The sequence below is a fragment of the Kribbella sp. NPDC004875 genome (genome assembly GCF_042873375.1).
GTDB lineage: Bacteria > Actinomycetota > Actinomycetes > Propionibacteriales > Kribbellaceae > Kribbella.
On the sequence record NZ_JBIALI010000001.1, the window covers coordinates 46,588 to 71,002 of the forward strand.

At 70.2% G+C, this 24,415-nt stretch carries 25 protein-coding genes; 13 read left to right on the forward strand and 12 right to left on the reverse strand.

The genetic code is table 11. From position 1 onward, the window contains the following. Nucleotides 1-3: 3 nt before the first annotated feature. Nucleotides 4-933: an AraC family transcriptional regulator gene (locus ACFYRH_RS00200; protein ID WP_387765627.1), complete on the reverse strand. Its 930-nt coding sequence runs from the start codon at nucleotides 931-933 to the stop codon at nucleotides 4-6. 83 nt (nucleotides 934-1,016) lie between these two features. Between ACFYRH_RS00200 and ACFYRH_RS00205 the strand changes: the two genes are divergently transcribed. The 4 genes from ACFYRH_RS00205 (at nucleotide 1,017) to ACFYRH_RS00220 (ending at nucleotide 7,798) form a co-directional block, all read left to right on the forward strand. Continuing rightward, nucleotides 1,017-1,835 (forward strand): NAD(P)H-binding protein, encoded by an 819-nt coding sequence (locus tag ACFYRH_RS00205; RefSeq protein WP_387765629.1) that lies wholly within the window; start codon nucleotides 1,017-1,019, stop codon nucleotides 1,833-1,835. Nucleotides 1,836-1,899: 64 nt separating this feature from the next. Beyond that, the gene (locus ACFYRH_RS00210) at nucleotides 1,900-5,832 is read left to right on the forward strand and encodes a Pls/PosA family non-ribosomal peptide synthetase (protein ID WP_387765630.1); all 3,933 of its coding nucleotides are present in this window, start codon (nucleotides 1,900-1,902) and stop codon (nucleotides 5,830-5,832) included. After that, complete coding sequence (locus tag ACFYRH_RS00215; RefSeq protein ID WP_387765632.1) at nucleotides 5,832-7,130, forward strand: M1 family metallopeptidase; 1,299 nt, start codon at nucleotides 5,832-5,834, stop codon at nucleotides 7,128-7,130. Before ACFYRH_RS00210 ends, ACFYRH_RS00215 begins: the two co-directional genes overlap by 1 nt. Continuing rightward, nucleotides 7,130-7,798 (forward strand): hypothetical protein, encoded by a 669-nt coding sequence (locus tag ACFYRH_RS00220; protein WP_387765634.1) that lies wholly within the window; start codon nucleotides 7,130-7,132, stop codon nucleotides 7,796-7,798. The genes ACFYRH_RS00215 and ACFYRH_RS00220 overlap by 1 nt, the downstream gene beginning before the upstream one ends. On the opposite strand, the gene ACFYRH_RS00225 is transcribed toward ACFYRH_RS00220, so the two are convergent. Next, nucleotides 7,795-8,664 (reverse strand): LysR family transcriptional regulator, encoded by an 870-nt coding sequence (locus tag ACFYRH_RS00225; RefSeq protein ID WP_387765636.1) that lies wholly within the window; start codon nucleotides 8,662-8,664, stop codon nucleotides 7,795-7,797. The genes ACFYRH_RS00220 and ACFYRH_RS00225 overlap by 4 nt on opposite strands. 70 nt (nucleotides 8,665-8,734) lie before the next feature. Here ACFYRH_RS00225 and ACFYRH_RS00230 point away from each other — a divergent pair, with 70 nt between their 5' ends. Continuing rightward, nucleotides 8,735-9,700: a nitrilase family protein gene (locus ACFYRH_RS00230; protein WP_387765638.1), complete on the forward strand. Its 966-nt coding sequence runs from the start codon at nucleotides 8,735-8,737 to the stop codon at nucleotides 9,698-9,700. On the opposite strand, the gene ACFYRH_RS00235 is transcribed toward ACFYRH_RS00230, so the two are convergent. The 3 genes from ACFYRH_RS00235 to ACFYRH_RS00245 are packed head-to-tail and all read right to left on the reverse strand — an operon-like array spanning nucleotide 9,690 to nucleotide 11,372. Next, on the reverse strand, nucleotides 9,690-10,100 hold the full coding sequence (locus ACFYRH_RS00235; protein WP_387771644.1) for a 2-C-methyl-D-erythritol 2,4-cyclodiphosphate synthase: 411 nt from the start codon (nucleotides 10,098-10,100) through the stop codon (nucleotides 9,690-9,692). The two genes, ACFYRH_RS00230 and ACFYRH_RS00235, sit on opposite strands and share 11 nt — an antisense overlap. 56 nt (nucleotides 10,101-10,156) lie before the next feature. Continuing rightward, nucleotides 10,157-10,855, reverse strand: coding sequence for a 2-C-methyl-D-erythritol 4-phosphate cytidylyltransferase (gene ispD / locus ACFYRH_RS00240; protein WP_387765640.1), 699 nt, complete (start codon nucleotides 10,853-10,855; stop codon nucleotides 10,157-10,159). Between the two features lie 31 nt (nucleotides 10,856-10,886). After that, a complete protein-coding gene (locus ACFYRH_RS00245; RefSeq protein WP_130446326.1) occupies nucleotides 10,887-11,372 on the reverse strand; it encodes a CarD family transcriptional regulator in 486 nt (161 codons plus the stop codon). Between the two features lie 298 nt (nucleotides 11,373-11,670). Between ACFYRH_RS00245 and ACFYRH_RS00250 the strand changes: the two genes are divergently transcribed. Then, nucleotides 11,671-12,321: a hypothetical protein gene (locus ACFYRH_RS00250; RefSeq protein ID WP_387765642.1), complete on the forward strand. Its 651-nt coding sequence runs from the start codon at nucleotides 11,671-11,673 to the stop codon at nucleotides 12,319-12,321. A 93-nt stretch (nucleotides 12,322-12,414) separates the two neighbouring features. Here ACFYRH_RS00250 and ACFYRH_RS00255 read toward each other — a convergent pair whose 3' ends face one another. The 3 genes from ACFYRH_RS00255 to ACFYRH_RS00265 all read right to left on the reverse strand — a co-directional run bounded on the left by ACFYRH_RS00255 (nucleotide 12,415) and on the right by ACFYRH_RS00265 (nucleotide 15,417). Continuing rightward, nucleotides 12,415-13,446 carry an iron-siderophore ABC transporter substrate-binding protein gene (locus ACFYRH_RS00255; RefSeq protein WP_387765644.1) on the reverse strand — a complete coding sequence of 344 codons (1,032 nt, stop codon included), beginning with the start codon at nucleotides 13,444-13,446 and terminating at the stop codon, nucleotides 12,415-12,417. 79 nt (nucleotides 13,447-13,525) lie between these two features. Further along, entirely contained in the window at nucleotides 13,526-14,203 is a 678-nt protein-coding gene (locus tag ACFYRH_RS00260; protein ID WP_387765646.1) for a winged helix-turn-helix domain-containing protein, read from the reverse strand. After that, nucleotides 14,200-15,417 (reverse strand): sensor histidine kinase, encoded by a 1,218-nt coding sequence (locus ACFYRH_RS00265; protein WP_387765648.1) that lies wholly within the window; start codon nucleotides 15,415-15,417, stop codon nucleotides 14,200-14,202. The genes ACFYRH_RS00260 and ACFYRH_RS00265 overlap by 4 nt, the downstream gene beginning before the upstream one ends. Before the next feature lie 196 nt (nucleotides 15,418-15,613). On the opposite strand from ACFYRH_RS00265, the gene phoU reads away from it, so the two are divergent. Then, complete coding sequence (gene phoU / locus ACFYRH_RS00270; protein ID WP_387765650.1) at nucleotides 15,614-16,321, forward strand: phosphate signaling complex protein PhoU; 708 nt, start codon at nucleotides 15,614-15,616, stop codon at nucleotides 16,319-16,321. Nucleotides 16,322-16,586: 265 nt separating this feature from the next. On the opposite strand, the gene ACFYRH_RS00275 is transcribed toward phoU, so the two are convergent. From ACFYRH_RS00275 to ACFYRH_RS00290, 4 genes are read right to left on the reverse strand one after another with little or no spacing between them, the layout of a single operon-like run. Further along, a complete protein-coding gene (locus ACFYRH_RS00275; RefSeq protein ID WP_387765652.1) occupies nucleotides 16,587-17,333 on the reverse strand; it encodes a phosphoglyceromutase in 747 nt (248 codons plus the stop codon). Nucleotides 17,334-17,343: 10 nt separating this feature from the next. After that, entirely contained in the window at nucleotides 17,344-17,832 is a 489-nt protein-coding gene (locus ACFYRH_RS00280) for a YbjN domain-containing protein (protein ID WP_387765654.1), read from the reverse strand. Continuing rightward, the gene (gene mshA, locus ACFYRH_RS00285; protein ID WP_387771647.1) at nucleotides 17,829-19,079 is read right to left on the reverse strand and encodes a D-inositol-3-phosphate glycosyltransferase; all 1,251 of its coding nucleotides are present in this window, start codon (nucleotides 19,077-19,079) and stop codon (nucleotides 17,829-17,831) included. Before mshA ends, ACFYRH_RS00280 begins: the two co-directional genes overlap by 4 nt. A 46-nt stretch (nucleotides 19,080-19,125) precedes the next feature. After that, nucleotides 19,126-20,004 (reverse strand): helix-turn-helix transcriptional regulator, encoded by an 879-nt coding sequence (locus ACFYRH_RS00290; RefSeq protein ID WP_387765657.1) that lies wholly within the window; start codon nucleotides 20,002-20,004, stop codon nucleotides 19,126-19,128. 127 nt (nucleotides 20,005-20,131) lie between these two features. Between ACFYRH_RS00290 and ACFYRH_RS00295 the strand changes: the two genes are divergently transcribed. From ACFYRH_RS00295 to ACFYRH_RS00320, 6 genes are all read left to right on the forward strand, one after another. Beyond that, the gene (locus ACFYRH_RS00295; protein ID WP_387765660.1) at nucleotides 20,132-20,875 is read left to right on the forward strand and encodes an SDR family oxidoreductase; all 744 of its coding nucleotides are present in this window, start codon (nucleotides 20,132-20,134) and stop codon (nucleotides 20,873-20,875) included. A gap of 82 nt (nucleotides 20,876-20,957) precedes the next feature. Beyond that, nucleotides 20,958-21,959, forward strand: coding sequence for a hypothetical protein (locus ACFYRH_RS00300; protein WP_387765662.1), 1,002 nt, complete (start codon nucleotides 20,958-20,960; stop codon nucleotides 21,957-21,959). Between the two features lie 43 nt (nucleotides 21,960-22,002). After that, on the forward strand, nucleotides 22,003-22,752 hold the full coding sequence (locus ACFYRH_RS00305; protein WP_387765665.1) for an SDR family NAD(P)-dependent oxidoreductase: 750 nt from the start codon (nucleotides 22,003-22,005) through the stop codon (nucleotides 22,750-22,752). Nucleotides 22,753-22,833: 81 nt separating this feature from the next. After that, nucleotides 22,834-23,271 (forward strand): helix-turn-helix domain-containing protein, encoded by a 438-nt coding sequence (locus tag ACFYRH_RS00310; protein WP_387765668.1) that lies wholly within the window; start codon nucleotides 22,834-22,836, stop codon nucleotides 23,269-23,271. 41 nt (nucleotides 23,272-23,312) lie between these two features. Beyond that, nucleotides 23,313-23,867: a hypothetical protein gene (locus ACFYRH_RS00315; RefSeq protein ID WP_387765670.1), complete on the forward strand. Its 555-nt coding sequence runs from the start codon at nucleotides 23,313-23,315 to the stop codon at nucleotides 23,865-23,867. 111 nt (nucleotides 23,868-23,978) lie between these two features. Then, nucleotides 23,979-24,320, forward strand: a complete 342-nt coding sequence (locus tag ACFYRH_RS00320) for a DUF2516 family protein (RefSeq protein ID WP_387765673.1) — start codon at nucleotides 23,979-23,981, stop codon at nucleotides 24,318-24,320. The last annotated feature ends 95 nt before the right edge of the window (nucleotides 24,321-24,415 follow it).

The window sequence follows — 24,415 nt, forward strand, 5'->3', positions numbered from 1 at the left end:
ACACTAGCCCTGCCGGCGCCAGGTTGTCGGGGGTTGGTGGTGGGTTCGTTTGAAGGCGACGGTGAAGGCGAAGGGGTCTTCGTAGCCGACCTGGTGGGCGACTGCGGCGATGGTGGCCGTGGTGGTGCGGAGGAGGTCGGCGGCGAGGGTCATGCGCCAGGCGGTCAGGTACGTGAGGGGCGGCTGGCCGACGAGGGCGGTGAAGCGCGCGGCGAAGGTCGCGCGGGACAGGCCGACCTTGGCGGCCAGCTCGGCGACTGACCAGCGGTGTGCGGGGTCCTCGTGGATCAGGCGGAGTGCATCGCCGACTCCGGGAGCCGTGAGCGCGTCGTACCAGGACGGGAGCTTCGCATCGGGGCTCGCACACCACGCGCGGAGTGCGAGAACGAGCACGAAGTCGAGCAGCCTCCGCAGTACGGCGTCCTGCCCCGGCTCCTCGCGCGCAACTTCTGTCGTGAGCATGTCCAGCGCTGGACGAGTCCGCGGTGTAGCGGACACGACGGCCAGCGGCGGCAGTAACGCCAGCACCCGTCGCCCGACCTCACCACGCAGGTCGTACGCACCACGCACCATCGTGGTCGCTCCCGGCAGTCCGTCACCGTACGTCCGCGGCGCCAGCATCTCGCGCCACGCCACCGGCTCACCGTCGACCGTGTACTTCTGCCCATCGCGAATCACGTAGTACGCCGGCGTCTCCGGACCGTCCGCGATCGTGTAGCTGTCCACTCCGGTGATCAACGCGATGTCACCAGCCGCAAGCGTCCGCCGTACGCCGTCGCCCAGTCGAAGGCACGCGCTACCACCGAGCGTCGCGACGACCGACAGCGACGGTACGTCGGCGTACGTCACCGACCACGGCGCGGTGACGACCATCTGCCGGACCACCGCATCCGTCGCCTGCGCGCGCTGCAGCAGATCGCTCAGTACGTCCACCCATCCGAGGCTAGACGATCACAAAGGCATCGAGGACGATCTCCCATGGATTCGTCCAGGTCTGCTCGGGTTTGCTGGACTCCATGCACAACTACCTGGTCCTCGGCGGCACGGGCACCACCGGCCGCCGCGTCGCCGACCAACTCCGTTCATCCGGCCACTCCGTCCGTACGGCGTCCCGCACCGGGAGCGACGTACCGCTGGATCTCGACGACCCCGCAACCTGGCAACCCGCATTGACCGGCATCACCGCCGCCTACCTGATGGAACCCACCGTCCGTCCGGGCGGCCGGCTGGCCCGCTTCACCGAGACGGCCCTGGCCTCCGGGGTACGCCGCCTCGTACTGCTCTCCGCGGCCCGCGCTGCCGACCCCGATCACCCACTGCACTCCGCCGAGCAGCTCATCCGCGATTCCAACGCCGAGTGGACGATCCTGCACCCCAACTGGTTCGCGCAGAACTTCAACGAGGGGCCGTGGCGTTCGGCCGTCCGCAGCGGCACCCTCGCGCTCCCCGCCGGCGAAGGCCGCACCGCGTTCATCGACGCCGACGACATCGCCGCGGTAGCCGCCGACGCATTGACGACCGCTGCCCACCACGGCAGGACCTACGACCTGACCGGACCCGAGGCCATCACCTTCGCCGAAGCCACGGCCCACATCACCGAGGCAAGCGGTCGCCGGATCGAATACGCCGCGCTCGATGCCGCCGAATACACCGAACGGCAAGTAGCACAAGGGGTTCCACGCTTCGGCGCCGAACTCCTCGCCGGCGTCCTGGTGTCGATCGCCAATGGCGAAGCCGGTGCACCGACCGGCGACGTCGAGCAAGCACTCGGCCGTCCCGCCCGCTCCTTCAAGACGTTCGCGCACGCCGCAGACTGGGACATAGCAAACGGTTGATGGCCTGACCCACTTGTTCGTTTCGGGTTATCGAGTTGGTAACCGGGCGGCGTAATATTCGGCCGTGACGTTGCGACGCGGGGACTTGGCGACGGCCGCGCGGACGCTGGTTGATGTGCTGGGGGAAACAGCTACCAAGTACGCCGACGAGCCGGCGCTCGACGACGGCAGCGTCAGCCTGAGCTATCGCGAACTGCTGGACCGGACGACGAACTTCGCGCACCGGCTGACGGCGGCCGGGATCGGCCCGGGCGACCGGGTCGGCGTCCGGATCTCGTCCGGGCACAACGACCTGTACATCGCGATCCTCGGCACCTTGCAGGCGGGCGCGGCGTACGTCCCGGTCGACGCCGACGACCCGGAGGAGCGCGCCGAGCTGGTGTTCGGCGAGGCAGCGGTGGCGGCGACCGTCGGTGACGAACTCGCACTGACGATCACCCGCCCGCAGCAGCCGCCGATCGCCGACAACGAAGCGTCCAACGGCGCCGTCGACTACCCGTACTCCGCCCGCATGGACTCCGCCGGTACGACGGACTCCCCGCGTGGCACGTCCGGCCCGGAGCCCACCGACGACGCGTGGATCATCTTCACCTCGGGCTCGACCGGCGTACCGAAAGGCGTCGCGGTCTCGCACCGCTCGGCCGCGGCATTCGTCGACGCCGAGGCCCGCCTGTTCCTGCGGCACGAGCCGATCGGTCCCGACGACCGCGTGCTGGCGGGTCTGTCGGTCGCGTTCGACGCGTCGTGTGAGGAGATGTGGCTGGCCTGGCGGCACGGCGCTTGCCTGGTGCCGGCGCCGCGCTCGCTGGTCCGCACCGGCATGGACCTCGGTCCGTGGTTGGTTGCCCAGGGCATCACTATCGTCTCGACCGTCCCGACGCTGGCCGCGCTCTGGCCGCCGGACGCGCTCGACCAGGTCCGCCTGCTGATCTTCGGCGGCGAGGCCTGCCCGCCCGAGCTGGCCGAGCGACTCGCCGTCGACGGCCGCGAGGTGTGGAACACCTACGGCCCGACCGAGGCGACGGTCGTCGCCTGCGCGGCGCAGCTCACCGGCGAAGGACCGGTCCGGATCGGCCTTCCGCTGGACGGCTGGGACCTCGCCGTTGTAGATGCCGCAGGCAACGAAGTCGCCACCGGCGAGATCGGTGAGCTGATCATCGGCGGCGTCGGCCTGGCCCGGTACCTGGACCCGGTCAAGGACGCCGAGAAGTTCGCGCCGATGCCGACGCTCGGGTGGGAACGCGCGTACCGCAGTGGCGACCTGGTCAGGTCCGACCCGCTAGGCCTGCTGTTCCAGGGCCGCGCCGACGAGCAGGTCAAACTCGGTGGCCGCCGGATCGAGCTCGGCGAGGTCGACGCCGCCCTCCAGGCCCTCCCGGGTGTGACCGGCGCCGCAGCCGCCGTACGCAACAGCGCCGCGGGTAACCAGCTTCTCGTCGGGTACGTCGTACCGGACGAGCCGGCCGGGTTCGACACCGCGAAGGCCACCGAGCGGCTCCGGGAAGCCCTGCCGGCTGCCCTCGTGCCGCTGCTCGCGATCGTCGACACCCTGCCGACCAGGACGTCCGGCAAGGTCGACCGCAACGCGCTGCCCTGGCCGCTGGCCGGGATGGACAGCGACGCCCCGGCCGCCGAGCTCACTGGCACCGCGGGCTGGCTGGCCGAGCGCTGGACGAAGGTTCTCGGCGCCACGGTCACCGGCGCTGACAACGATTTCTTCCTGCACGGCGGCGGCAGCCTCGCCGCGGCGCAGTTGGTCTCGGCGCTCCGCGAGCGGTACCCAGAGGTCACGGTCGGCGACATCTACGAGTTCCCGCGGCTCGGTGCGCTGGCCGAGCGGCTCGACGACTTCCGCCCGGCCGCCCTGGAGCCGGTCGAGATTCGCGAGATCCGCCCGACGCCACGCGGTACCCAACTGCTGCAGACCGCGCTGACGCTGATCCTGCAGACGGTCGTCGGTGTGCGCTGGCTGGTGTACCTGTTCACGCTGAACAACCTGCTTGCCGAGTTGATCGACCCGCTGCCGTGGGCGCGGACCGTGTCGTGGTGGTGGATCCTCGCCGGCTGGCTGCTCTTGATCAGCCCGGCCGGCCGGATGGGCATCGCCGTCGTCGGCGCCCGCATCCTGCTCCGCGGCCTCAAACCCGGTACGTATCCCCGCGGCGGCACGGTCCACGTCCGGCTGTGGGCCGCCGAGAACCTCGCCGACGCGGCCGGCGCCGCCAACCTCGCGGGCGCACCCTGGATCGCGTACTACGCCCGCGCACTCGGCGCGAAGATCGGCCGCGGCGTCGACCTGCACACGCTCCCGCCGGTCACCGGCCTGCTCACGATGGGCCGTGGTGCCTCGATCGAGCCCGAGGTCGACCTGGCCGGCTACTGGATCGACGGCGACCTGCTGCACGTCGGCTCGATCACCGTCGGCGCCGAGGCGGTCGTCGGCTCCCGCAGTACCCTGCTGCCCGGGACGGAGATCGGCCGGAACGCCGAGATCATGGCCGGTTCCGCGGTCTCCGGCAAGGTCCCCGAGAGCGAGCGCTGGTCCGGCTCTCCGGCGGCCCGGATCGGCCGCGCGCGGCACCCGTGGCCGGAGAATCGTCCGGAGCGGGCCCCCTGGTGGGTGGCGGCGTACGGTGCCCAGTCCGCGCTGATGTCGCTGATCCCGGTCGCCGGCGCCGCGGCAGCCTTCGTCGTCCTCGGTCAGGCGGTGCAGGGCACCGAGACGCTCGGTGACGCCGCGCTGAAGGCGCTGGCCGCGATCCCGCTGATGACGCTGGTCGGCTTCGCGACGATCGCCGTCCTCACGCTGCTCGGCGTACGGCTGCTCGGGATCGGGATCAAGCCCGGCCACTACCCGGTCCGGAGCCGAATCGGGTGGCAGGTGTGGGCGACCGAGCGACTGCTCGACTCGGCCCGCACGCTGTTGTTCCCGCTGTACGCGAGCCTGCTGACGCCGTGGTGGCTACGGGCGCTGGGCGCGAAGATCGGCCGCGACGTCGAGGCGTCGACCGTGCTGCTGCTGCCGAAGATGACCACGGTCGGCGAGGGCGCGTTCCTCGCCGACGACACGATGATCGCGTCGTACGAGCTCGGCGGCGGCTGGCTGCACGTGGCCGGCGCGAAGGTCGGCAAGCGGGCCTTCCTCGGCAACTCCGGGATGACCGCGCCCGGCCGCTCGGTCCCGAAGAACGGCCTGGTCGCCGTGCTCTCCGCGGCCCCGAAGAAGTCCAAGGCCGGTACGTCGTGGCTCGGGGCGCCGCCGGTGAAACTGCGCCGCCAGGCCGTCTCGGGTGACCAGAGCCGGACCTTCAACCCGCCGTTCAAGCTGAAGGTCGCCCGCGCACTGGTCGAGCTGTGCCGGTTCGTGCCCATGATGTGCACGGTGCTGATCGCACTCGGCGTGCTGTTCGCGCTGCAGGCGCTCGACATCTGGCTCGGCCCGGTGCCGACCGTGCTGCTGTCCGGCGCCGTGATCCTGGCCGCCGGCGCGGTCGCCGGCGGGCTCGCCACGATCGCCAAGTGGGCGATCGTCGGCCGCACCCGCGCGGTCGAGTACCCGCTGTGGAGCTCGTTCGTCTGGCGCAACGAGGTCGTCGACAGCTTCGTCGAGCTGGTCGCCGCCCCCTGGTTCGCGAACGCCGCCGCCGGCACGCCGGTGCTCAACCTGTGGCTCAGGTCACTCGGGGCGAAGATCGGCAAGGGTGTCTGGTGCGAAACGTACTGGTTGCCGGAGGCGGATCTGGTCACCCTGGGCGACGGCGCCACGGTGAATCGCGGTTGTGTGCTGCAGACGCACCTTTTTCATGATCGAGTTCTCTCCATGAACACAGTCACCTTCGAACCCGGAGCGACCCTCGGGCCCCACGGAATCGTCCTGCCGGCCGCCGCCGTCGGCGCAGGAGCTACCATCGGGCCGGTGTCGCTCGTGATGCGTGGGGAAGGTGTACCGGCCGGGACGCGCTGGGCAGGTAACCCGATCGGTCCCTGGCAGGGCTGATGGTTGACCCGTATGTGCCCACCCACGGAAACACCGGCTACAAGGTCGAGTCGTACGATCTCGAGCTCGACTACCGGGTCAACAGCAACCGGCTGAGCGGCAAGGCGACGATCACCGCCTTCGCCACCGAGGCGCTGTCCCGGTTCAGCCTCGACCTGAACGGCCTGCGGGTCACGAAGGTATCGGTGAACGGCCGCCGCCCGCGCCGCTACAGTCACCGCTCCGGCAAGCTCTACATCACCGCGGACATCCCGGACGGCGCCGAGTTCTCGGTCGACGTCCAGTACAACGGGAACCCGCGCCCCGAGGACAGCCCGTGGGGCGAGCTCGGCTGGGAAGAGCTCACCGAGGGCGTGATCGTGGCCAGTCAGCCGAGCGGCGCGGCCACCTGGTTCCCGTGCAACGACGAGCCCGGCGACAAGGCGCACTACCGGATCTCGATCACCACCGACTCGCCGTACCAGGTGGTCGCGAACGGGCGGCTGGTGTCGCGCCGGGTGAAGGCGAGCCGCACGACCTGGGTGTTCGACCAGGCCGCGCCGATGGCGACGTACCTCGCGACCGTGCAGATCGGGCGGTACGACGAGGTCGACCTGGCCGCCGCACCGGTGTCGATCCGGGGTGTCCTCCCGACTGCCCAGGTTCGGGCGTTCCGGCACGACTTCGGGCGGCAGCAGGACATGATGAAGCTGTTCTGCCGGCAGTTCGGGCCGTATCCGTTCGGTGGGTACACGGTCGTGGTGACCGACGATCCGCTGGAGATCCCGCTCGAGGCGCAGGGCATCTCGGTGTTCGGCAGCAACCACGTCGACGGCCGGCGCGGATCGGAGCGGCTGGTCGCACACGAGCTCGCGCACCAATGGTTCGGCAACAGCCTGACCCCGGCGAGCTGGCGGCACATCTGGCTCAACGAGGGCTTCGCCTGCTACGCCGAGTGGCTATGGTCGGAGCAGTCCGGTGGCCTCACCGCCGACCAGCAGGCAACGAAGGCCCACACCCGGCTGCGCGGCCTCCAGCAGGACCTGCTGCTCTCGGACCCCGGTCCGGAGCTGATGTTCGACGACCGGCTGTACAAGCGCGGCGCGATCACCTTGCACGTCCTGCGCAGGCATCTCGGTGACGAAACGTTCTTCGAGCTGCTGCGGACCTGGACCAAGAACCATCGCCACGGCTCGGTCACGACCGCCGACTTCATCGCGCTGGCAGCCAGCTTCAGCCCCGACGAGGAGGCGCTCCGGCACCTCTTCGCGTCCTGGCTGGACTCCTACGAGCTCCCGCCCCTGCCCAGGCGGCGCTGATGAAGTACGTGCCGCTGGAGTTCTTCCTCGGAGTCGCGGTGATCCTCGCGATCGCGATCGTCGCCGGGAAGCCACTCCGGCGGCGCGGGTCGCCGCACGGGCCGATGTGGCGCTACATCGCCTTCGGTACGTCGTTGTTCGTGGTCGCCGGTCTGCTCGCCACGTTCCCGCCGCACTCCACCGTGTTCGCCGTACTGGTGATGGTCCTCGGCGTCGCGTTCTTCACCTTCGGCATCGCGATCCTCGGCGGCGGGTACTACGGCTATCTCGGCGCGCTCGCCAGCGGACTGGCCGCCGTACCGTTCTTCATGACGCCGACGCCGGTCGGGCTCGCGCACGTCGGCCAGACGCTCACCTGTACGGTGCGCGACTACCACTCGTACGGCGTCTCGGACTTCACGGTCGACTGCCCGAACGGCCGGCACTACGACTTCACCACCGACCACCTGCATCAGTTCCCAGGCGGCCGGGTGCAGGTGATCGTCGACCCGCACGGCATCCTGCAGGCGCAGTTCGTCGGTCAGGCCCACGAGCAGGTCGATCTGGTCGTGGGCATCCTCTGCCTGCTCGGTGCGGCCGCCATTGTGGTCGCCGCGGCCCTGCACCGGCGCAAGCTCAACGGCCACGTCAAGCAGGTCGTCAATCCCGGGTTCTCCTCGGGACCTTAGTGTCCTGAGCGCGCCACCTCGACCGCGGCTTTGACGAACCGTTCCGTCAGCGGCGTCCTGGTCGCCCACGCGGCGCCGGTCCACCAGGTCGCCGCACGACCGGGCAGCGGGACCAGACGGACCTCGGGCGGCGCGATCCGTTGGGCCGACTCCGGTACGACGGCCGGCCCGGCACCCGCCGCGGTCAGGGCGAGCACGGTCTGCAGGTCGTCGGCCTCCTGGAGTACTTGCGGGTGGCAACCGAGTTCGGCGTACAGGCTGTTGATCTGCGCGCTCAGCCCCGGGCCGCGTCGTGGGGTCAGGCGGATCAGCGGCCGCGCGTCGATCCAGCTGACCAGGTCCCGCGGCAGCCCCTGATCGGCCGGTACGGCGAGCGCCAGGCGGTCCCGCCGTAACCGAAGGTGCTCGAGCCCGGCGGGGACCGGGAGGCGCACGAATCCGATCTGCAGACTGCCGGCCAGGAGCCGCTCGGACTGCACCGACGACGGCAGGTCCGTCAGCGAGATCGTCACTCTCGGCCATCGGTTCCGGAACAGCGCCACCGCCCGGGGCGCCAGCTCGATCCCGGACAGCCCGAACCCGATCGCCAGCGATCCTTCCGCCCCGGACGCGACCTGCGCGGCCCGCCGTTCGAAGGCCTCGGACCGGGCGAGCAACTCCAGAGCGTCAGGAAGCAGCAGCTCCCCGGCCGGGGTCAATCGGGCACCGTTGCGACCCCGGCTGAACAGCACCGCGCCGACCCGGCGCTCCAGCACCTGGATCTGCTTGGTCAGCGCCGGCTGACTGGTCGACAACTCCACCGCCGCGGCACCGAAGTTCCGCAGCCTGGCCACCGTGACGAACGCCCGCAGCAGACGGAGATCCATAACCCCAGGATATGGAAACCCCGACAACTGCTATTGGACGTCATCGATGGGGCAGCGTTTCGATGGAGGTATGACGACCTTCCGCGCAGCCGTTGTCCAGTTCGAGGCCGCTCCTGACCAGCCCGCCGCCAATCTCGCCACCGTCGAACGACTGGCCCGGCAAGCGGTCGCCGACGGCGCCCGGCTGGTGGTGTTCCCGGAGCTGTGCCTGCTCGGCTACTGGCATCTCCGCCGCCACACCCCCGAGCGGCTGCACGAACTCGCCGAGCCGGCCGACGGACCGTTGGTCACCCACATCCTCACCCTCGCCAAGGAACTCGGCGCCGGCCTCGGCGTCGGCTTCCTGGAGAGCGCGGACGGCACCCTCTTCAACTCGTACGCCGTCTGCATGCCCGACGGCCGCGTCCACGTGCACCGCAAGCTGCATGCCTTCGAGCACGAGGCGATCGCGAGCGGATCGTCGTACACGGTGTTCGACACGCCGTGGGGGGTCCGGGCCGGGGTGCTGATCTGCTGGGACAACAACCTCGTCGAGAACGTCCGGATCACCGCGTTGCTGGGCGCAACGGTGCTGATCGCGCCGCACCAGACCGGCGGCACGAACTCCCGCAGTCCGCACGGGATGAAGCCGATCCCGTTGCGGGTCTGGGAGCAGCGCGAGTCCGATCCGCGGGCCGTCGAGGCAGCGTTCAACGGGCCTTCCGGGCGTGGCTGGCTGCTGCGCTGGCTGCCGGCGCGGGCCCACGACAACGGGCTGTTCGTGTTGTTCAGCAACGGTGTCGGGCGCGACGACGACGAACTGCGGACCGGGAACGCGATGATCCTCGACCCGTACGGCAGGATCGTTGCCGAGACGCCCATTCCGGACGAGGCCGTGGTTGTCGCCGACCTCGACCTCGATCTGGTGCCGCTGGCAACGGGCCGCCGCTGGCTCCGCGGCCGCCGCCCCAAGCTCTACGCCCTGCTCACCCAGCCGACGGGCAACGAACTGGACCCACGCGCTGCCCGGTTCTCGACGGAGCCGGTCAGTAGATAAGAGCTGTCGCCAGCGCGACGATGCCTTCGGCGCGGCCGGGGAAGCCGAGTCCGTCGGTGGTGGCGGCGCTGACGGACACCTCGGCGTCGCAGGCGGCGGAGAGCACCTTCTCGGCCTCGGCGCGCCGGGTGCCGATCCGGGGCCGGTTGCAGACGATCTGAACGGTGACGTTGCCGATCTCGAAACCGGCGGCCCGGACTCGCCGCGCGGCCTCGCTCACCAGCGCGGTCCCGGCGGCTCCGGCCCATTCGGGTTCGGCCGTCCCGAAGTTCGACCCGAGATCGCCCAGCTTCGCGGCGGTGAGCAGCGCCGTACAGATGGCATGGGCCGCCGCGTCGCCGTCCGAGTGTCCGGACAGCCCCGCCGGTTCGTCCGGCCAGTGCAGACCCGCCAGCCACATCGGCCGGCCGGCCTCCAGCGGATGGACGTCAATCCCGTTGCCCACCCGGGGAAGCTTCACGAGGTCCGCCTCTCCGCCAGCAACGCCTCGGCCAGCAACAGGTCCTGAGGGCGAGTCACCTTGAACGCGTCCACAGACCCCTCGACGGTCCGCACAGTCACCCCGAGCCGCTCGCACATCATCGCGTCATCGGTCACGCCGGCGTCCGCACCCGCGGCATGCGCCCGTCGCAGCACCTCAGGAGCGAACCCCTGCGGCGTCTGCACCGCGACCAGCGTCGACCGGTCCGGCGTCTCGACCACCTCGCCACCCGGCCCGACCCGCTTGATGGTGTCCGTCACCGGCACCACGGGTACGACGGCCTCGGCGCCGGCCCGCACCGCGTCCACCACCCGCTCGATGGCGTCCGCCGGGACGAACGCCCGGGCCGCGTCGTGCACGAGAATGCAGTCGACGCCGTCCACCGGGACCGCGTCCAGCGCCGCCCGGACCGAGTCGGGGCGTTCGGCCCCGCCCGCGACCACGAGCAGGCGCACGTCACCGACGTACGGCTCGAGTTCCTTGGTCACCGTCTCCTCGGAACCGGGCGGGACGGCGACCACGAAAAAGACGAGGTCGGCGGCGGTCGCTGCCCGCAGTCCACGCACCGCGTGGACCAGCAGCGAGTCGCCACCGACCTCTCGAAATGCCTTCGGGGTTTCGCCCCCGAGCCGCAGCCCCAGTCCGGCCGCCGGAATCACGACCGCAGTACTCATCCAGGACTACTTCGGTTGGTGTTCGACCGAACTACGAAGCGAGGACCTCGTCGAGGATGGCCTCGGCCTTGTCCTCGTTGGTGTGCTCGGCCAGGGCCAGCTCGGAGACCAGGATCTGGCGAGCCTTCGCCAGCATCCGCTTCTCACCGGCGGACAGACCGCGATCACGTTCCCGGCGCCACAGGTCGCGGACGACCTCCGCCACCTTCAGCACGTCACCCGAGTGCAGCTTCTCCAGGTTCGCCTTGTAACGTCGCGACCAGTTGGTCGGCTCCTCCGTGTGCGGTGCACGCAGCACGTCGAAGACGCGCTCCAGGCCGGCCTGATCCACGACGTCACGCACGCCGACGAGATCGAGGTTGCACGCGGGGACCCGGACGACCAGGTCGTTCTGAGCGACGATCCTCAAGACCAGATAGGTCTTGTCCTCACCTTTGATCTGACGGGTCTCGATGTCCTCGATGACGGCCGCTCCGTGATTGGGGTATACAACCGTCTCGCCGACTGTGAAAGTCATGTGTGAAATGCCCCTTTCCGAGATCAATACTACCACGTGGCTCATGGTCCGGTCGGGACGTTTGCGCTGGTCAGGGCCCACTTCCTGCCTTGACAAACGCTCGTTGGCGTGCCTCGTGCGCGCGTGGGCCTTTGCTCCGGGCACCGGTCCGGGAGCACCGCTAGGTCCCGGCCGGGGCATCCCGGCGTCGGGTCACCGGCGACCGAGGGCTACGCTGTGGGGCGCCGGAGGCGGCCGCCTGACGGTGTCCACAGTTGTCGCAGACCACCTCGATTCAGCTTGCACGAGAGGGATTCCAGTGCCGATCACGTTGTCCTCGCGGTTCGCCCGGCGCACCGCGCTGGCGGGTGCCGCCGCCACTCTCAGTATCGCGCTGGCGGCGTGCAGCGCGAGCTTCAATGCGCCGACCCTCCAGCCGTACCAGGCCGCCGAGGGCACGAACGCCGACTCCGGCCAGATCAAGGTCCGCAACATGCTGGTGCTGGCCGACGCCGACGGCAAGGGCGAGCTGCACAGCGTGATCGTCAACGACGGCGACGTGGCCGACACCCTGGTCGGCATCACGCAGGCCCCGCCCGGGACGCAGGACGGTCAGGCCGGCGGCGACCAGCCGGATCCCGGCACGGTCAAGTTCGAGGGCCTGAGCGACCCGGTCGAGCTGGCGCCACACACGGCGCTGATGCTGCCCGGCACCGGCTCGGCCGAGTCCACGGGCGCATCGACCTCACCGAGTCCGACCCCGACCACGACCCCCACCGACACCCCGACCGAGACCCCGTCGGCCTCGACCCCGGGCGCGGAGGACAACGGTCCCGCGGTCGTCGTGACCGGCGCGAAGCCGGGCCAGATGGTCAACGTGACGATCAGCTTCGGCCACGCGGCCCCGATCTCCGCCTACATCCCGGTCCTCACCGACGACCACTACTCGCCGCCGACCGCGGCCGAGTAGTCCTCGCGCGCGACAGAACGGGCCGCCCCGGCGCGGGACGGCCCGTTCTGCTTGGTACGGCGAGCCGGTGGCCGAGGCTCGCCGTACCTGCTCTCAGCCCTTGCCGGCCGCGGCCGCCTTCGACAGGCCCGGGATCACCTTGTCCAGCACCCACGGGACGCTCAGCACGCTGACCGCGCTCATCCCGGAGATCACCTGCTGGTCCTGCAGCGGGTAGGCCCCGCCGCCCTTGACCGCCTTCAGCGACGAGTAGACCGGGTCGGCCAGGAACTTCTGGGTGCCGATGCCGTCGACGTACGCGATCAGTACGTCGGAGTCCACGTCGGCGACCTTCTCCTTGCTGACCGTCAGCGAGAACTCCTTCTTCGTGTTGGTCTTCTCCAGCGCCTCCACGCCCGGCGCGTTCTTGAAGCCCATCTCGTTCAGGATCTGCACTCGCGGGTCACCAGGCATGTAGATGTAGTTCTCCGCACCGAACGAACCGACCGTGATGGTCTTGTTCTTGAACTCCGGGTGCTCGGTGGCGACCTGCTTGATCTTGTCCTGGATGCCGGCGATCAGCTTCTCCGCGCCGGCCTTCTGACCGAGCGCCTCACCGACCAGCAGCGTCTGGTCCTGCCAGGTGGTCTGCCACGGCGCCCCCGGGTACGCGACGGTCGGCGCGATCCCGCTCAGGGTCTTGTACGTCGCCTCGTCGAACCCCTCGTACGGGGCCAGGATGACGTCCGGCTTCAGTGCCGCGATCTGCTCGAACGGGTACTTGTCACCCGTGTCGAGCAACGTCGTCCTGGACTTGTCGAACTTCTCGGCGTCCCACGCGGTGACGCCGTCGGCGGTCTGGCCGTAGGTGACCTTCGGCATCCCGACCGGGGTTTCGCCGAGCGCATAGACCACGTCCTGGGCGTTCCAGCCGAGCGTGACGATCCGCTCCGGCTTCTTCTCGATCGTCGTCTCGCCGAACGTGTTCTTCAGCGTCACCGGGAACCCGGAGGACGCCGTACCGCCCGACGTTTCGGCCTTCGTGTCGCCGTCGCTGCCACAGGCGGCCAGCGAGGTCGTGGCGAGCAGCACGGCGCTGACCGCACCGGCGATGCCTCGGGCGACCTTCGTACGGGACCAGGACATGAATGACTCTCCTTAGCTTGCCTCAACTAAGGAGAGCCTAAGCTAACCCACAGCGCGTGGCGACCTGTGGGGGTGTGACTCAGGACTCGAACTTGTACCCCAGGCCCCGCACCGTGACCAGGTGCTGCGGGTTCGACGGGTCCTTCTCCAGCTTCGAGCGCAGCCGCTTCACGTGCACGTCGAGGGTCTTGGTGTCGCCCACGTAGTCGGCGCCCCAGATCCGGTCGATCAGCTGACCGCGGGTGAGCACCCGGCCGGTGTTCCGCAACAGCATCTCGAGCAGCTCGAACTCCTTCAGCGGCAGCCGGATCTCGGTACCCGCGACCGTCACCACGTGCCGCTCGACGTCCATCCGGACCGGCCCCGCCTCGAGGGTGTCCGGCAGCAGCTCGACGTCCTGGCCCCGCCGCAGTACGGCGCGCACGCGGGCCAGCAGCTCGCGCGGGCTGTACGGCTTCGTCACGTAGTCGTCCGCGCCCAGCTCGAGCCCGACGACCTTGTCGACCTCGGTGTCCTTGGCGCTCACGATGATCACCGGGACGTTGCCCCGGCTGCGGAGCGCCCGGCAGACCTCCGTGCCGGACAGACCCGGCAGCATCAGGTCGAGCAGGACGATGTCCGCACCGGCGCGGTCGTACTCTTCCAGCGCGTCCGGCCCGGTCTCCGCGACGGCGACCTCGAACCCTTCCTTGCGCAGCACGTACGACAGCGCGTCGCTGTAGCTCTCTTCGTCTTCGACGACCAGCACTCGGGTCACGAAGCTGTCTCCTTTGCGATCTGACCCACCGGGGTAGGCGATGGGTAGGCGGCCGGTTCCTCCTGGCTGGTGGAGCCGGTCTGGCCCGGCGCGGGTTCGAGCCGCAGCGGGAGTCTCACGGTGAAGGTGGAGCCCTGGCCCTCGACGCTCCAGACCCGCACGTCGCCGCCGTGGATCGAGGCGATGTGCTTCACGATCGAGAGGCCGAGGCCGGTTCCGCCGGTCTCCCGGCTGCGGGCCCGGTCGACGCGGTAGAACCGCTCAAAGATGCGTTCCAGGTCACTGCTCGGGATGCCCACGCCCTGGTCGGACACGGTCACCTCGACCAGGTCCCCGATCGGGTGCGCGGCGACCGCGACCCGGGTGCCGTCGGGGCTGTAGTTGATCGCGTTCTCGACCAGGTTGCCGATCGCCATCGACAGCTGGTCCTCACTGCCGAGCACCTCGAGCTCGGGCTCGGTCTTGACCACGATCTTGATGTCGCGGTCCTCGGCGTCGATCCGGCAGCGGTCCACCGCGGTCTCGATCACCGCGTTGATGTCGACCGGGCCGGGGTTCTCCAGCGGGTCGTCGCCCTGCAGCCGGGACAGCTCGATGATCTCCTTGACCAGGCGGCTCAGCCGGGAGGCCTCGACCCGCATCCGGTCCGAGAACCGCTGCACCGCCTCCGGGTCGTCGGAGGCCTCGGAGACCGCGTCGGCGAGCAGGATCAGCGCGCCGACCGGGGTCTTCAGCTCGTGGCTGACGTTGACGGTGAAGTCCCGCCGGATCGCGTCCAGCCGGCGCTCGCGGGTCCGGTCCTCGACCAGGACCAGCACCAGCTGGCTGCCCAGCGGCGCCACCCGGGCACTCACGTACTGCGTGGCGCCGAGCCGGCCGCGGACGATCTCGAGGTCCTGCTGGCGGATCTCACCGTCGCGACGGACCTGGCGGACCATCGTGAGGATGTCGTCGACGACCAGCCGCTCGCCGCGGACGATGCCGAGCACGTGCGCCGGGGCGCTGGCCTGCAGGACCTGGTCCTCCGGGCCCATCACGACCGCCGAGGAACGCAGTACCGAGAGCACCGTGGCGACGCCGGCCGGGACGATCGGGTCGGAGGTCTCCGGGATCTTGCGCTGAGCCCGCTCGGAAAGCATCATCGCCCCGAGCGAAAGCAGAGCCAGGGCCGCGCCGATGACGCCGCCCAGCACCGCAGCCAGCGTGGGGTCCACGGCAACGATGCTACGCGGGCGACCAGCAGGGAAAGACCGAATGAGCACCTGATGACCGGGACACGTCACAACTGTTCACCAGGCGTTCACCACGCGTCGCCGATCGGCAACCTCGACGGCATACGGTCCCGGAGGGGCGGGTACCGTGCCGGTGCCCACCCGCGGCACCGGACACCACAGATCGGATTCGAACACCATGCGTGACAGCTACCACGAGCAGCTCGACGACATCCTCGCCGAGCTGGAACGGATGACGCGGACGGTGTCCACCGCCGTCCGCCGGTCGACGGCCGCCCTGCTGGAGGCCGACATCCGCAAGGCCGAGGAGGTCATCGCGGCCGACATCCAGCTCGACGCCGCCGGCGAGGGTGTCGAGGAGAAGGTCTTCGAGCTGATGGCGCGGCAGTCGCCGGTCGCCAACGAGCTGCGAATGCTGGTCGCCGCGCTGCGGATGGTCGCCGACCTGGAGCGGATGGGCGACCTGGCCTCGCACGTCTCGAAGATCGCCCGGATGCGCTACCCGGCGCCCGCGATCCCGAACGAGCTGCACGACGTGATCGAGGCGATGGGCTCGGTGGCGGGCAAGATGGTCGACGCCGCCGGTGACGTGATCGCCTCGCGCGACGTCGAGGCCGCCGAGAAGCTCGAAGCCAGCGACGACGAGATGGACAAGCTGCGGTCCAACCAGTTCCGCCTGATGATGGACGAGCACTGGCCGCACGGCGTCGAGGTCGCGGTCGACATGGCGCTGCTCAGCCGGTACTACGAGCGCATCTCCGACCACGCGGTCGCGATGGCCCGCCGGGTCGTCTACCTGGTCACCGGCGAGCTCCCGGTTGCGATCGGCGGCACCGCCGCGGGCTCCGGCGCCGGCGCCTCCGCCCCGAACCCGAACGGCAACTGACCACCAGTTCCTCAGGCGCCCCCGGCAGATAGTTGCCGGGGGCGCCTTCGCGTACGCCGTCAGCGGGCGATGTCGATCGCCGCGGTGATGGGGCCGCCGGTCCTGCCCAGCGTCCAGTCCGCACGCGGGACTGCGAACAAGTACTGGGGTCCGGGCACAGGCAATAACTTGTGCCCAGACCCCAGGGCCTGTCTTCAGCAGCTAGAGGCCGCGGTCCACTTGCCGGCGGCCTGCGTCGGGTCGAAGGGCTCCCCCGAGCGCGGGCTCAGCGGCCCTGGTTCTTGACGGCTTCGATGGCTGCCTTGGCAGCGGTGGGGTCGAGGTACTCGCCGCCGGGGGTGATCGGGTTGAAGTCGTCGTCGAGCTCGTAGTACAGCGGGATGCCGGTCGGGATGTTCAGCCCGACGACGGTCTGCTCGTCGAGGTTGTCGAGGTGCTTCACCAGGGCGCGCAGCGAGTTGCCGTGCGCGGTCACCAGGACGGTCTTGCCGGCCCGCAGGTCCGGGACGATGGCGTCGTACCAGTACGGCAGCATCCGCTCGACGACGTCCTTCAGGCACTCGGTCGCGGGCAGCAGCTCGGACGGCAGGCCGGCGTACCGCGGGTCACCGGCCTGGTCGAACTCGGAGCCGCGCTCGATGGCCGGCGGCGGGGTGTCGTAGGAGCGGCGGAACAGCATGAACTGCTCCTCGCCGAGCTCCTCCAGGGTCTGCTTCTTGTCCTTGCCTTGCAGGCCGCCGTAGTGCCGCTCGTTCAGCCGCCAGGACCGGCGGACGTCGATCCACTGGCGCCCGGCCTCGTCGAGCGCGATGTTCGCGGTCCGGATGGCGCGCCGGAGCACGGACGTGTGCAGCACGTCGGGCAGCAGCCCGCGCTCGAGCAGCAGCTGACCGCCACGGTGCGCCTCCTCGACACCCTGGGCGTTCAGGTCGACATCGACCCAGCCGGTGAAGAGGTTCTTGGCGTTCCAGTCGCTGTGGCCGTGGCGGAGCAGGATCAGGCGATAGGTCATACCTCGGAGTCTATCGAGGCTCGAGCCAGCCCTTGAAGGCGTCCAGGTTCCGGGTCGACTCGCCGCGGGAGACCCGCCACTCGTACTCCTTGCGGATCGACGAGGCGAACCCGAGTTCGAGGATGGTGTTGAACGACGAGTCGGCGTACTCGAGGACCGCGCCGAGCAGCCGGTCGACCTCGGTCGGTGAGATCGCGTGCAGCGGGACCCGCCCGTCCAGGTGGATGTCGCCGAGGTGGTCGACGGCGAACGCGACGCCGTACATCTTCAGGTTCCGCTCCAGCAGCCAGCGGTAGACGGCCTCGTGGTTCTCGTCCGGGTGCCGCGCCACGAACGCGTGCACGTGGACCGCCTGCGGCCCGACCGTCAGCGTCACCGTGGTCTTCAGCTTCCGCTCGCCCGGCAGGTCCGCGGTGAACGCACCCGGCGTCGACTCGGTGAACTCGATCTCGTTCTCGGTCAGCACCTGACGGATCACGTCCGCCGCCGCAACTCTCACCCGGCCACCTCCGCGGCGATCTCGGTCGCCATCGTCTGCGCTGCGGTCCGGTACGCCGCCAGCGTCTTGCGGGCGGTCAGTTCCCAGCCGAAGTGCTGCGCGTGCTCGACCGCCGCGTGGCTCATGGTCTCGCGGGTCGCCGGATCCGTCGCGATCCGTGCCAGCGCGTCGGCGAAGTCGTCGACACCGTGCCCACGCACCAGGTACCCGGTCCGCCCGTCGATCACCGCGGTACTCAGACCGCCGACGGCCGCCGCGACCACCGGCGTACCGCAGGCCTGGGCCTCCAGCGCGACCAGCCCGAAGGACTCCGAGTACGACGGGACGCAGACCGCCGACGCCGCGCGGTACCAGTCGGCCAGCCCGGACCGCTCCATCGGCTTCACGAACCGGGTCACGTCGTCGATCCCGAGCGCCCGCGCCAGCTCGGCATGCGCCTCGGGGTGCTCCATCCCGTTGCCGGACGGGCCGCCGATGATCGCCACCACCAACCGCTCCCGCAGCTGCGGGTCGCGCTCGAGCATCCGCGCCGCGGCCCGGATCAGCAGGTCGGGCGCCTTCAACGGCTGAATCCGTCCGACGAACGCCAGTACGACGGCATCCCGCGGTACGCCGACCGCCTGCCGCGCCGCGGCCTGGTCTCCCGGGCTGAACAGCTCCAGGTCGACGCCCGGGTTGACCACACCGACCTTCGCGGGATCGGCGCCGTACAGCTCGATCAGCTCGCGGGCCTCGTCGTCGGTGTTGGCGAGCAGGCGGTCCGCGGCCTCGACGACCTGTTCCTCACCGAGCAGCCGCGCGGGCGGCTCGGGTACGTCGTCCTCCGCGAGGCTGGCGTTCTTGACCTTGGCCATCGTGTGCATGGTGTGCACCAGGGGGACCGCCCACCGGTCGCGGGCGAGCAGCCCGACCTGGCCGGACAGCCAGTAGTGCGAGTGGATCACGTCGTACCAGCCCGGCTCGTGGATCGCCTCGGCGCGCAGGACGGCGCGGGCGAACGTACACAGCTGGGCCGGCAGTTCGTTCTTGGTGAGGCCCTCGTACGGCCCGGCGGCGACGTTGCGGACCGTCACCCCGGGCAGCAGCTCGACGCGGGCCGGCAGCGCCGACGCGGTCGCGCGGGTGAACACGTCGACCTCGATCCCCAGCGCGGCGAGCTGCTTGGACAGCTCGACGACGTAGACGTTCATTCCCCCGGCGTCCCCGGTGCCGGGCTGGTCGAGCGGTGACGTGTGCAGGCTGATCATCGCGACCCGCCGGAGGGGACGGTCGGCGGAGAAGTCGGTCACGTGGTCAGGGTAACTCCGGGGCTCTGGCGGGGAATCGGGAGTTCTCCCTGTGGGGCGCCGACCAGCTGGCGAGCAATCGGAGGTTCTGTTCGGAGGGCGAACCAGGCTCGACGGTGTAGGTGACCAGCATCTGGTCCGGATCGCCCGGCAGCTGGAGCGTCTCGTAGGCGACCGTGATCTCGCCGACCTCGGCGTGGTGCAGGACCTTGGCGCCGAAGCTCTTGTCCTTCACGTCGTGCCGGGCCCAGTGTTCGCGGAACTCCGGGCTGTGGATCGACAGCTCTCCGACGAGCTCGGCGAGCTCCGGGTCGTCGGGGTACCGCCCGGCGTACATCCGCAGGTAGTCGACGCTCTCGGCGGCGACTGCCTCCCAGTTCGGGTAGAAATCCTGGGCGGCGGGGTCGAGGAACACCAGCCGCGGGACGTTCCGCTCCTTCGGTGCCAGGCTGCCGAAGTCGGCGATCAGCGCGGCGGCCAGGTCGTTCCACGCCAGCACATCCATCCGGTGCCCGAGCACGAACGCCGGTACGTCGGTCATCGAGTCGAGCAGCCGTTGCAGCCCGGGCCGGATGCGTTGCGTCGTACGGCGCCTGCTCTTGCGCCGCACCGGTTTCGCCAGCACCGCGAGGTGCCGGCGCTCGTCCTCGGTCAGCTTGAGGACGTCGGCGACAGCGTCCAGGATCTCCTGCGAGACGTTGTCGGTGCGGCCCTGCTCGAGCCGTACGTAGTAGTCGGCGCTGACGCCGGCGGCCTGGGCGAGTTCCTCGCGGCGCAACCCGGGGACGCGGCGCCGGCCGCCGTACACCTTGATCCCGAGGTCCTCGGGCTGCACCCGGCCCCGGCGTGACTTGAGGAACTCGGTCAGCTCCGCGCGGCGATCCATGCCTCCAGTATCCAGACCGGCCGTGGCCGCAACCTGGTCCTGGCAGAACCAGGCTCAGCAGACACCTGGGTAGACCACTGCAAGCGCTCCAGGATCGGTGTCAGCAACCACTTCCTCTGGAGGAACGATGACTGACCTGACTGGCCGTACCGCTGTCGTCACCGGCGCAGCAAGCGGAATCGGCGCCGCGATCGCCACCCAGTTGGCCGAGGCCGGCGCCGCCGTCGCTCTGGTCGCCCGCCGCCAGGACCGCCTCGACGACCTGGCCGGCAAGCTCGGCCCGCGGACCTTCGGCGTCGCGCTCGACGTGACGTCGCAGGAATCCGTCGACGCGGGAGTCGCGCGGATCCACGAGCGCCTGGGTCGCGTCGACCTGGTCGTGAACGCCGCGGGCGTGATGCTCGCGGCGCCGGTCACGGACGGGCGGCTCGACGACTGGACCCGGATGATCGACACCAACGTGACCGGCGTACTGCGGCTGATCCACGCCTTCACCCCGGATCTCGTCGCGGCCGCCGGCGAGGGAAGGACCGCCGACCTGGTGAACATCTCGTCGATCGGCGCGCACGCGATCTTCCCCGGGTACGCCGTCTACGGCGCGACCAAGGCAGCGCTCACCCAACTGTCCGCGGCCCTCCGCGCGGACCTCTCGCCGTACGACGTCCGGGTGACGAACGTCGAGCCGGGACTGACGGACACCGAACTCGCGACGCACCTGGACAACCCTGGACAGGAACTGATCGCCTCGATGAACGAGCAGATCGGCCCGCTCGCCGCCACGGACATCGCCGACGTGGTGACCTTCGCGGTGAGCCGTCGACGGGAACTGAACCTGCGTCAGATCATCGCGCTCCCGACCCGCCAGGCGTGACTGTCGGGGTGGGCTTATCACCACCCCGGTTGGCGGATTCGCACCACTGTGTCGCGGGCCGTGCGCCGAAAGCATGGATGCCATGCGAACAGTCCTGCAGGAAGCCAAGTCCTGGCACCGTCCCCTGATGCTGATGGTGCTCGCCATGACCGGCCTGGTCGTGGCCTCCGGTATCGGTCTGCTGGTCGACCACCGGGAGATCCTCAACGAGTCCGTCTGGCTCAAGCCGTTCAAGTTCGGCATCTCGTTCGTCCTGTACGGCGCGACGCTCGCATGGCTGTTGTCCAAGCTGCGCAAGGCGAAACGGCTCGGCTGGTGGACGGGCACCGCCTTCGCGGTCACCGGTGTGGTCGACGTCGGCTTCATCGCGATCCAGGCCGCCCGCGGCACCTTCAGCCACTTCAACTCCAACACCGACACCTTCAACCAGGTCGGTCAGCAGGTCTTCATGTCCGGTGTCCTCGGGCTGTTCGGCGCCAGCCTGGTGGTCGCGATCATGCTGCTGTTCCAGAAGGTCGGCGACGCACCGATGAACCGCGCGATCCGGGTCGGCCTCGGCCTCGCCGTCGCCGGGATGGCGATCGCCTTCTACCTGGTCGGATCGCACAGCACCAACGAGCAGGTGACGGACGCGTACGGGCATCCGGTCACCCTCGGCGGCAGCCACGGCATCGGCGTCGAACCCGGCGGTCCCAGCATGCCGCTCACGCACTGGAGCACCGTCGGCGGCGACCTGCGGATCCCGCACTTCGCCGGCCTGCATGCGATCCACTTCCTGCTCATCACCCTGCTGGTTCTGCACTTCCTCGCCGCCCGCGTGGCGTGGATCCGCCCGGAGCGCGTCCGCGCCCGCCTGGTCGGCGTCGCCGCCTTCGCGTACGCCGGGGTGATGGCGACCGTGACGGTCCAGGCGTTCCGTGGTCAGGCGCTGATCCACCCGGACGGGCAGACGCTCGGCATGCTCGGTGGATTCCTGGCCGTCAGTGCGGTGGCCCTCGCCGGTGTGATCACGGCGGCTCGGCGGCAATCCGTCGTACCGGCGCACGCCGCACCGCGACAGCCGGTCGGGGCCGGACGGGCCTGAGACAGTCCGTCCGGGCGCCGAACGGTTTTGAGAGACTCGGACCATGACTTCCAGCGAGCGTCCTCTGGCTGTGGTGACCGGTGCGAGCAGTGGGATCGGGGCCGCGTCGGCGCGACACCTGGCCCAGGCAGGGTTCGAGGTGATCTGCGCCGCGCGGCGGCTGGACCGGATCGAGGCGCTGGCCAAGGAGATCGACGGTCGCGCGGTGCAGTGCGACGTGACGTCGGCCGAGGACGTCGCCGCGCTGACCGCGGCCGTCGGTGACGAACTGCAGGTGCTGGTGAACAACGCCGGCGGCGCCTTCGGGCTGGAGCCGGTCGCCGAGGCGGACCTGGACGCGTGGCGGCGGATGTACGAGGTGAACGTGATCGCGGTCGCCGCGGTCACCAAGTCGTTGCTCCCGGCCCTCATCGCCGGCCGCGGCACGATCATCGTGATGGGCTCGACCGCCGGGCAGGTCGCGTACGAGGGCGGCGGCGGGTACGTCGCCGCGAAGCACGGCGCCAAGGCGGTCGTCGACACGCTCCGCCTGGAGCTCTACGACCAGCCGGTCCGGGTCAGCGAGATCGCCCCCGGCATGGTCCGCAGCGAGGGCTTCGCGCTGACCCGCTTCGGCGGCGACCAGTCCAAGGCCGACGCCGTGTACGCCGGCGTCCGCGAGCCGCTCACCTCGGACGACGTCGCCGACATCGTGGCCTGGATCGCCACCCGGCCGGCGCACGTGAACATCGACCGGATCACGGTCCGCCCGCGCGCCCAGGCCGCCCAGCACAAGGTCCACCGCGAGCAGTAGCAGGTTCGTCAGTTCCTCACGTGAGCCGCCTCACGGGGCGCGTGCTTGCAATTGCAAGCACTCAGCTAGCACACTGGGCGCATGGCCAGGTTGAGTGATCGTGCAGCTGGGGCGGTGGGCTCCCTCGGGGAGTACCTCGCCGAGCAGCGACGGCATGCGCAGTTGTCGTTGCGGCAGTTGTCGGACCTGGCCGGAGTGTCGAACCCGTACCTCAGCCAGATCGAGCGTGGCCTGCGGAAGCCGTCCGCGGACGTGCTGCAGCAACTGGCGAAGGCGTTGCGGATCTCCGCGGAGACGCTGTACGTGCGGGCCGGCATCCTCGATCCGGACGACAGCGCGGAAGGCACCGACGGCCGGAAGGTCGCGGGGGTGGTCGACGCCGTCCTGCTCGACCCCGCGCTCAACGAGCGGCAGAAGCGCGTCCTGCTGGACGTGTACACGTCGTTCGTCCGCGAGAACGCCGCTCCTGACGAGCCGCCGGCGACGCAGCCGCCGGCTCGCAAGCGCAGTGCCGACTAGTACCGACTGAACCTGCTGAAGAGATCCCGAGGAGAAGCCTGATGGCTACCCGTACGCCCGTTACCCCGTTCTACGCGATCGCCGGCGCCGGCGACCTCGCGGTCGAGAAGGTCCGCGCCGTCGGCGAGGACGTGACCGCCCGGTTCGCGAAGCTGGACCAGAAGACCCTGCAGGCCGAGCTGACCAAGGCCCAGACCGAGTTCGCCAAGGCGCAGGCCGAGCTGACCAAGCGCTTCGAGGCGATCGTCGCCGACGCGCGCACCGCCCCGGCCAAGCTGCGGGAGCTGCCGAAGACCGCGCAGGCCGGTTTCACCACCGTGCTCGGGCAGGCCGAGGAGACCTACGAGGACCTGGCCGGCCGCGGCAAGGACCTGGTCGAGCGGATCCGCCACCAGCAGGCGACCGAGGACCTGGTCAGCTCCGCCAAGACCACGGCGAGCAAGGCCAAGGCCACCCGGACCACCACGAAGAAGACCGCCGAGAAGACCGCGCAGACCGCCCGCCGGAACGTGAAGGCGACCGCGACCAGCGCCCGCAAGACCGCGAAGGCCGCCGCCAAGGCCGCCGAGTCCGCCGCCGACAAGATCGGCGACTGACAGCACTGAGAGTGACGGTCGGTCCACCGCACGGTGAATCCTGGGTCCGGGCGGTCCACACCTGCCACGCGGCAGAGGTGGGCCGCCCGGTCTGTCGGTTAGGCTCGTAGCATGATCACCTTCCAGAGCCTGATCCCCGGGTTCACCGATCCGCTGTCGGTCATCTGGTGGGTGCTGATCGTCCTGAAGCTGGTCGCCCTCCTCGACGCGGCGCTGCGGCCGCGCGCGGTCTTCATCGCGGCCGACAAGCTTACGAAGCCCGGCTGGGTGCTGATCCTGGCCGTGTTCACGCTGAGCCAGATCTTCCAGGGCTGGCTGAGCTTCTTCGGCCTGATCGGCATCGTCGCGTCGGCCGTCTACCTGGTCGACGCCCGCCCGGCGCTCCGCGCCGCCACCGGCCGCGGCCGAGGCGGCTGGGGCATCCGCCGCCGCCGCGGCCCCCGCCCGCTCTAGTCGCCGCCGCCGCGCCCCCGCCCGCTCTAGCCGCCCCCGCCGCGGCCCCCGCCGGCTCTAGTCGTCCCGCCGCGGCCCCCGCCGGCTCTAGCCGC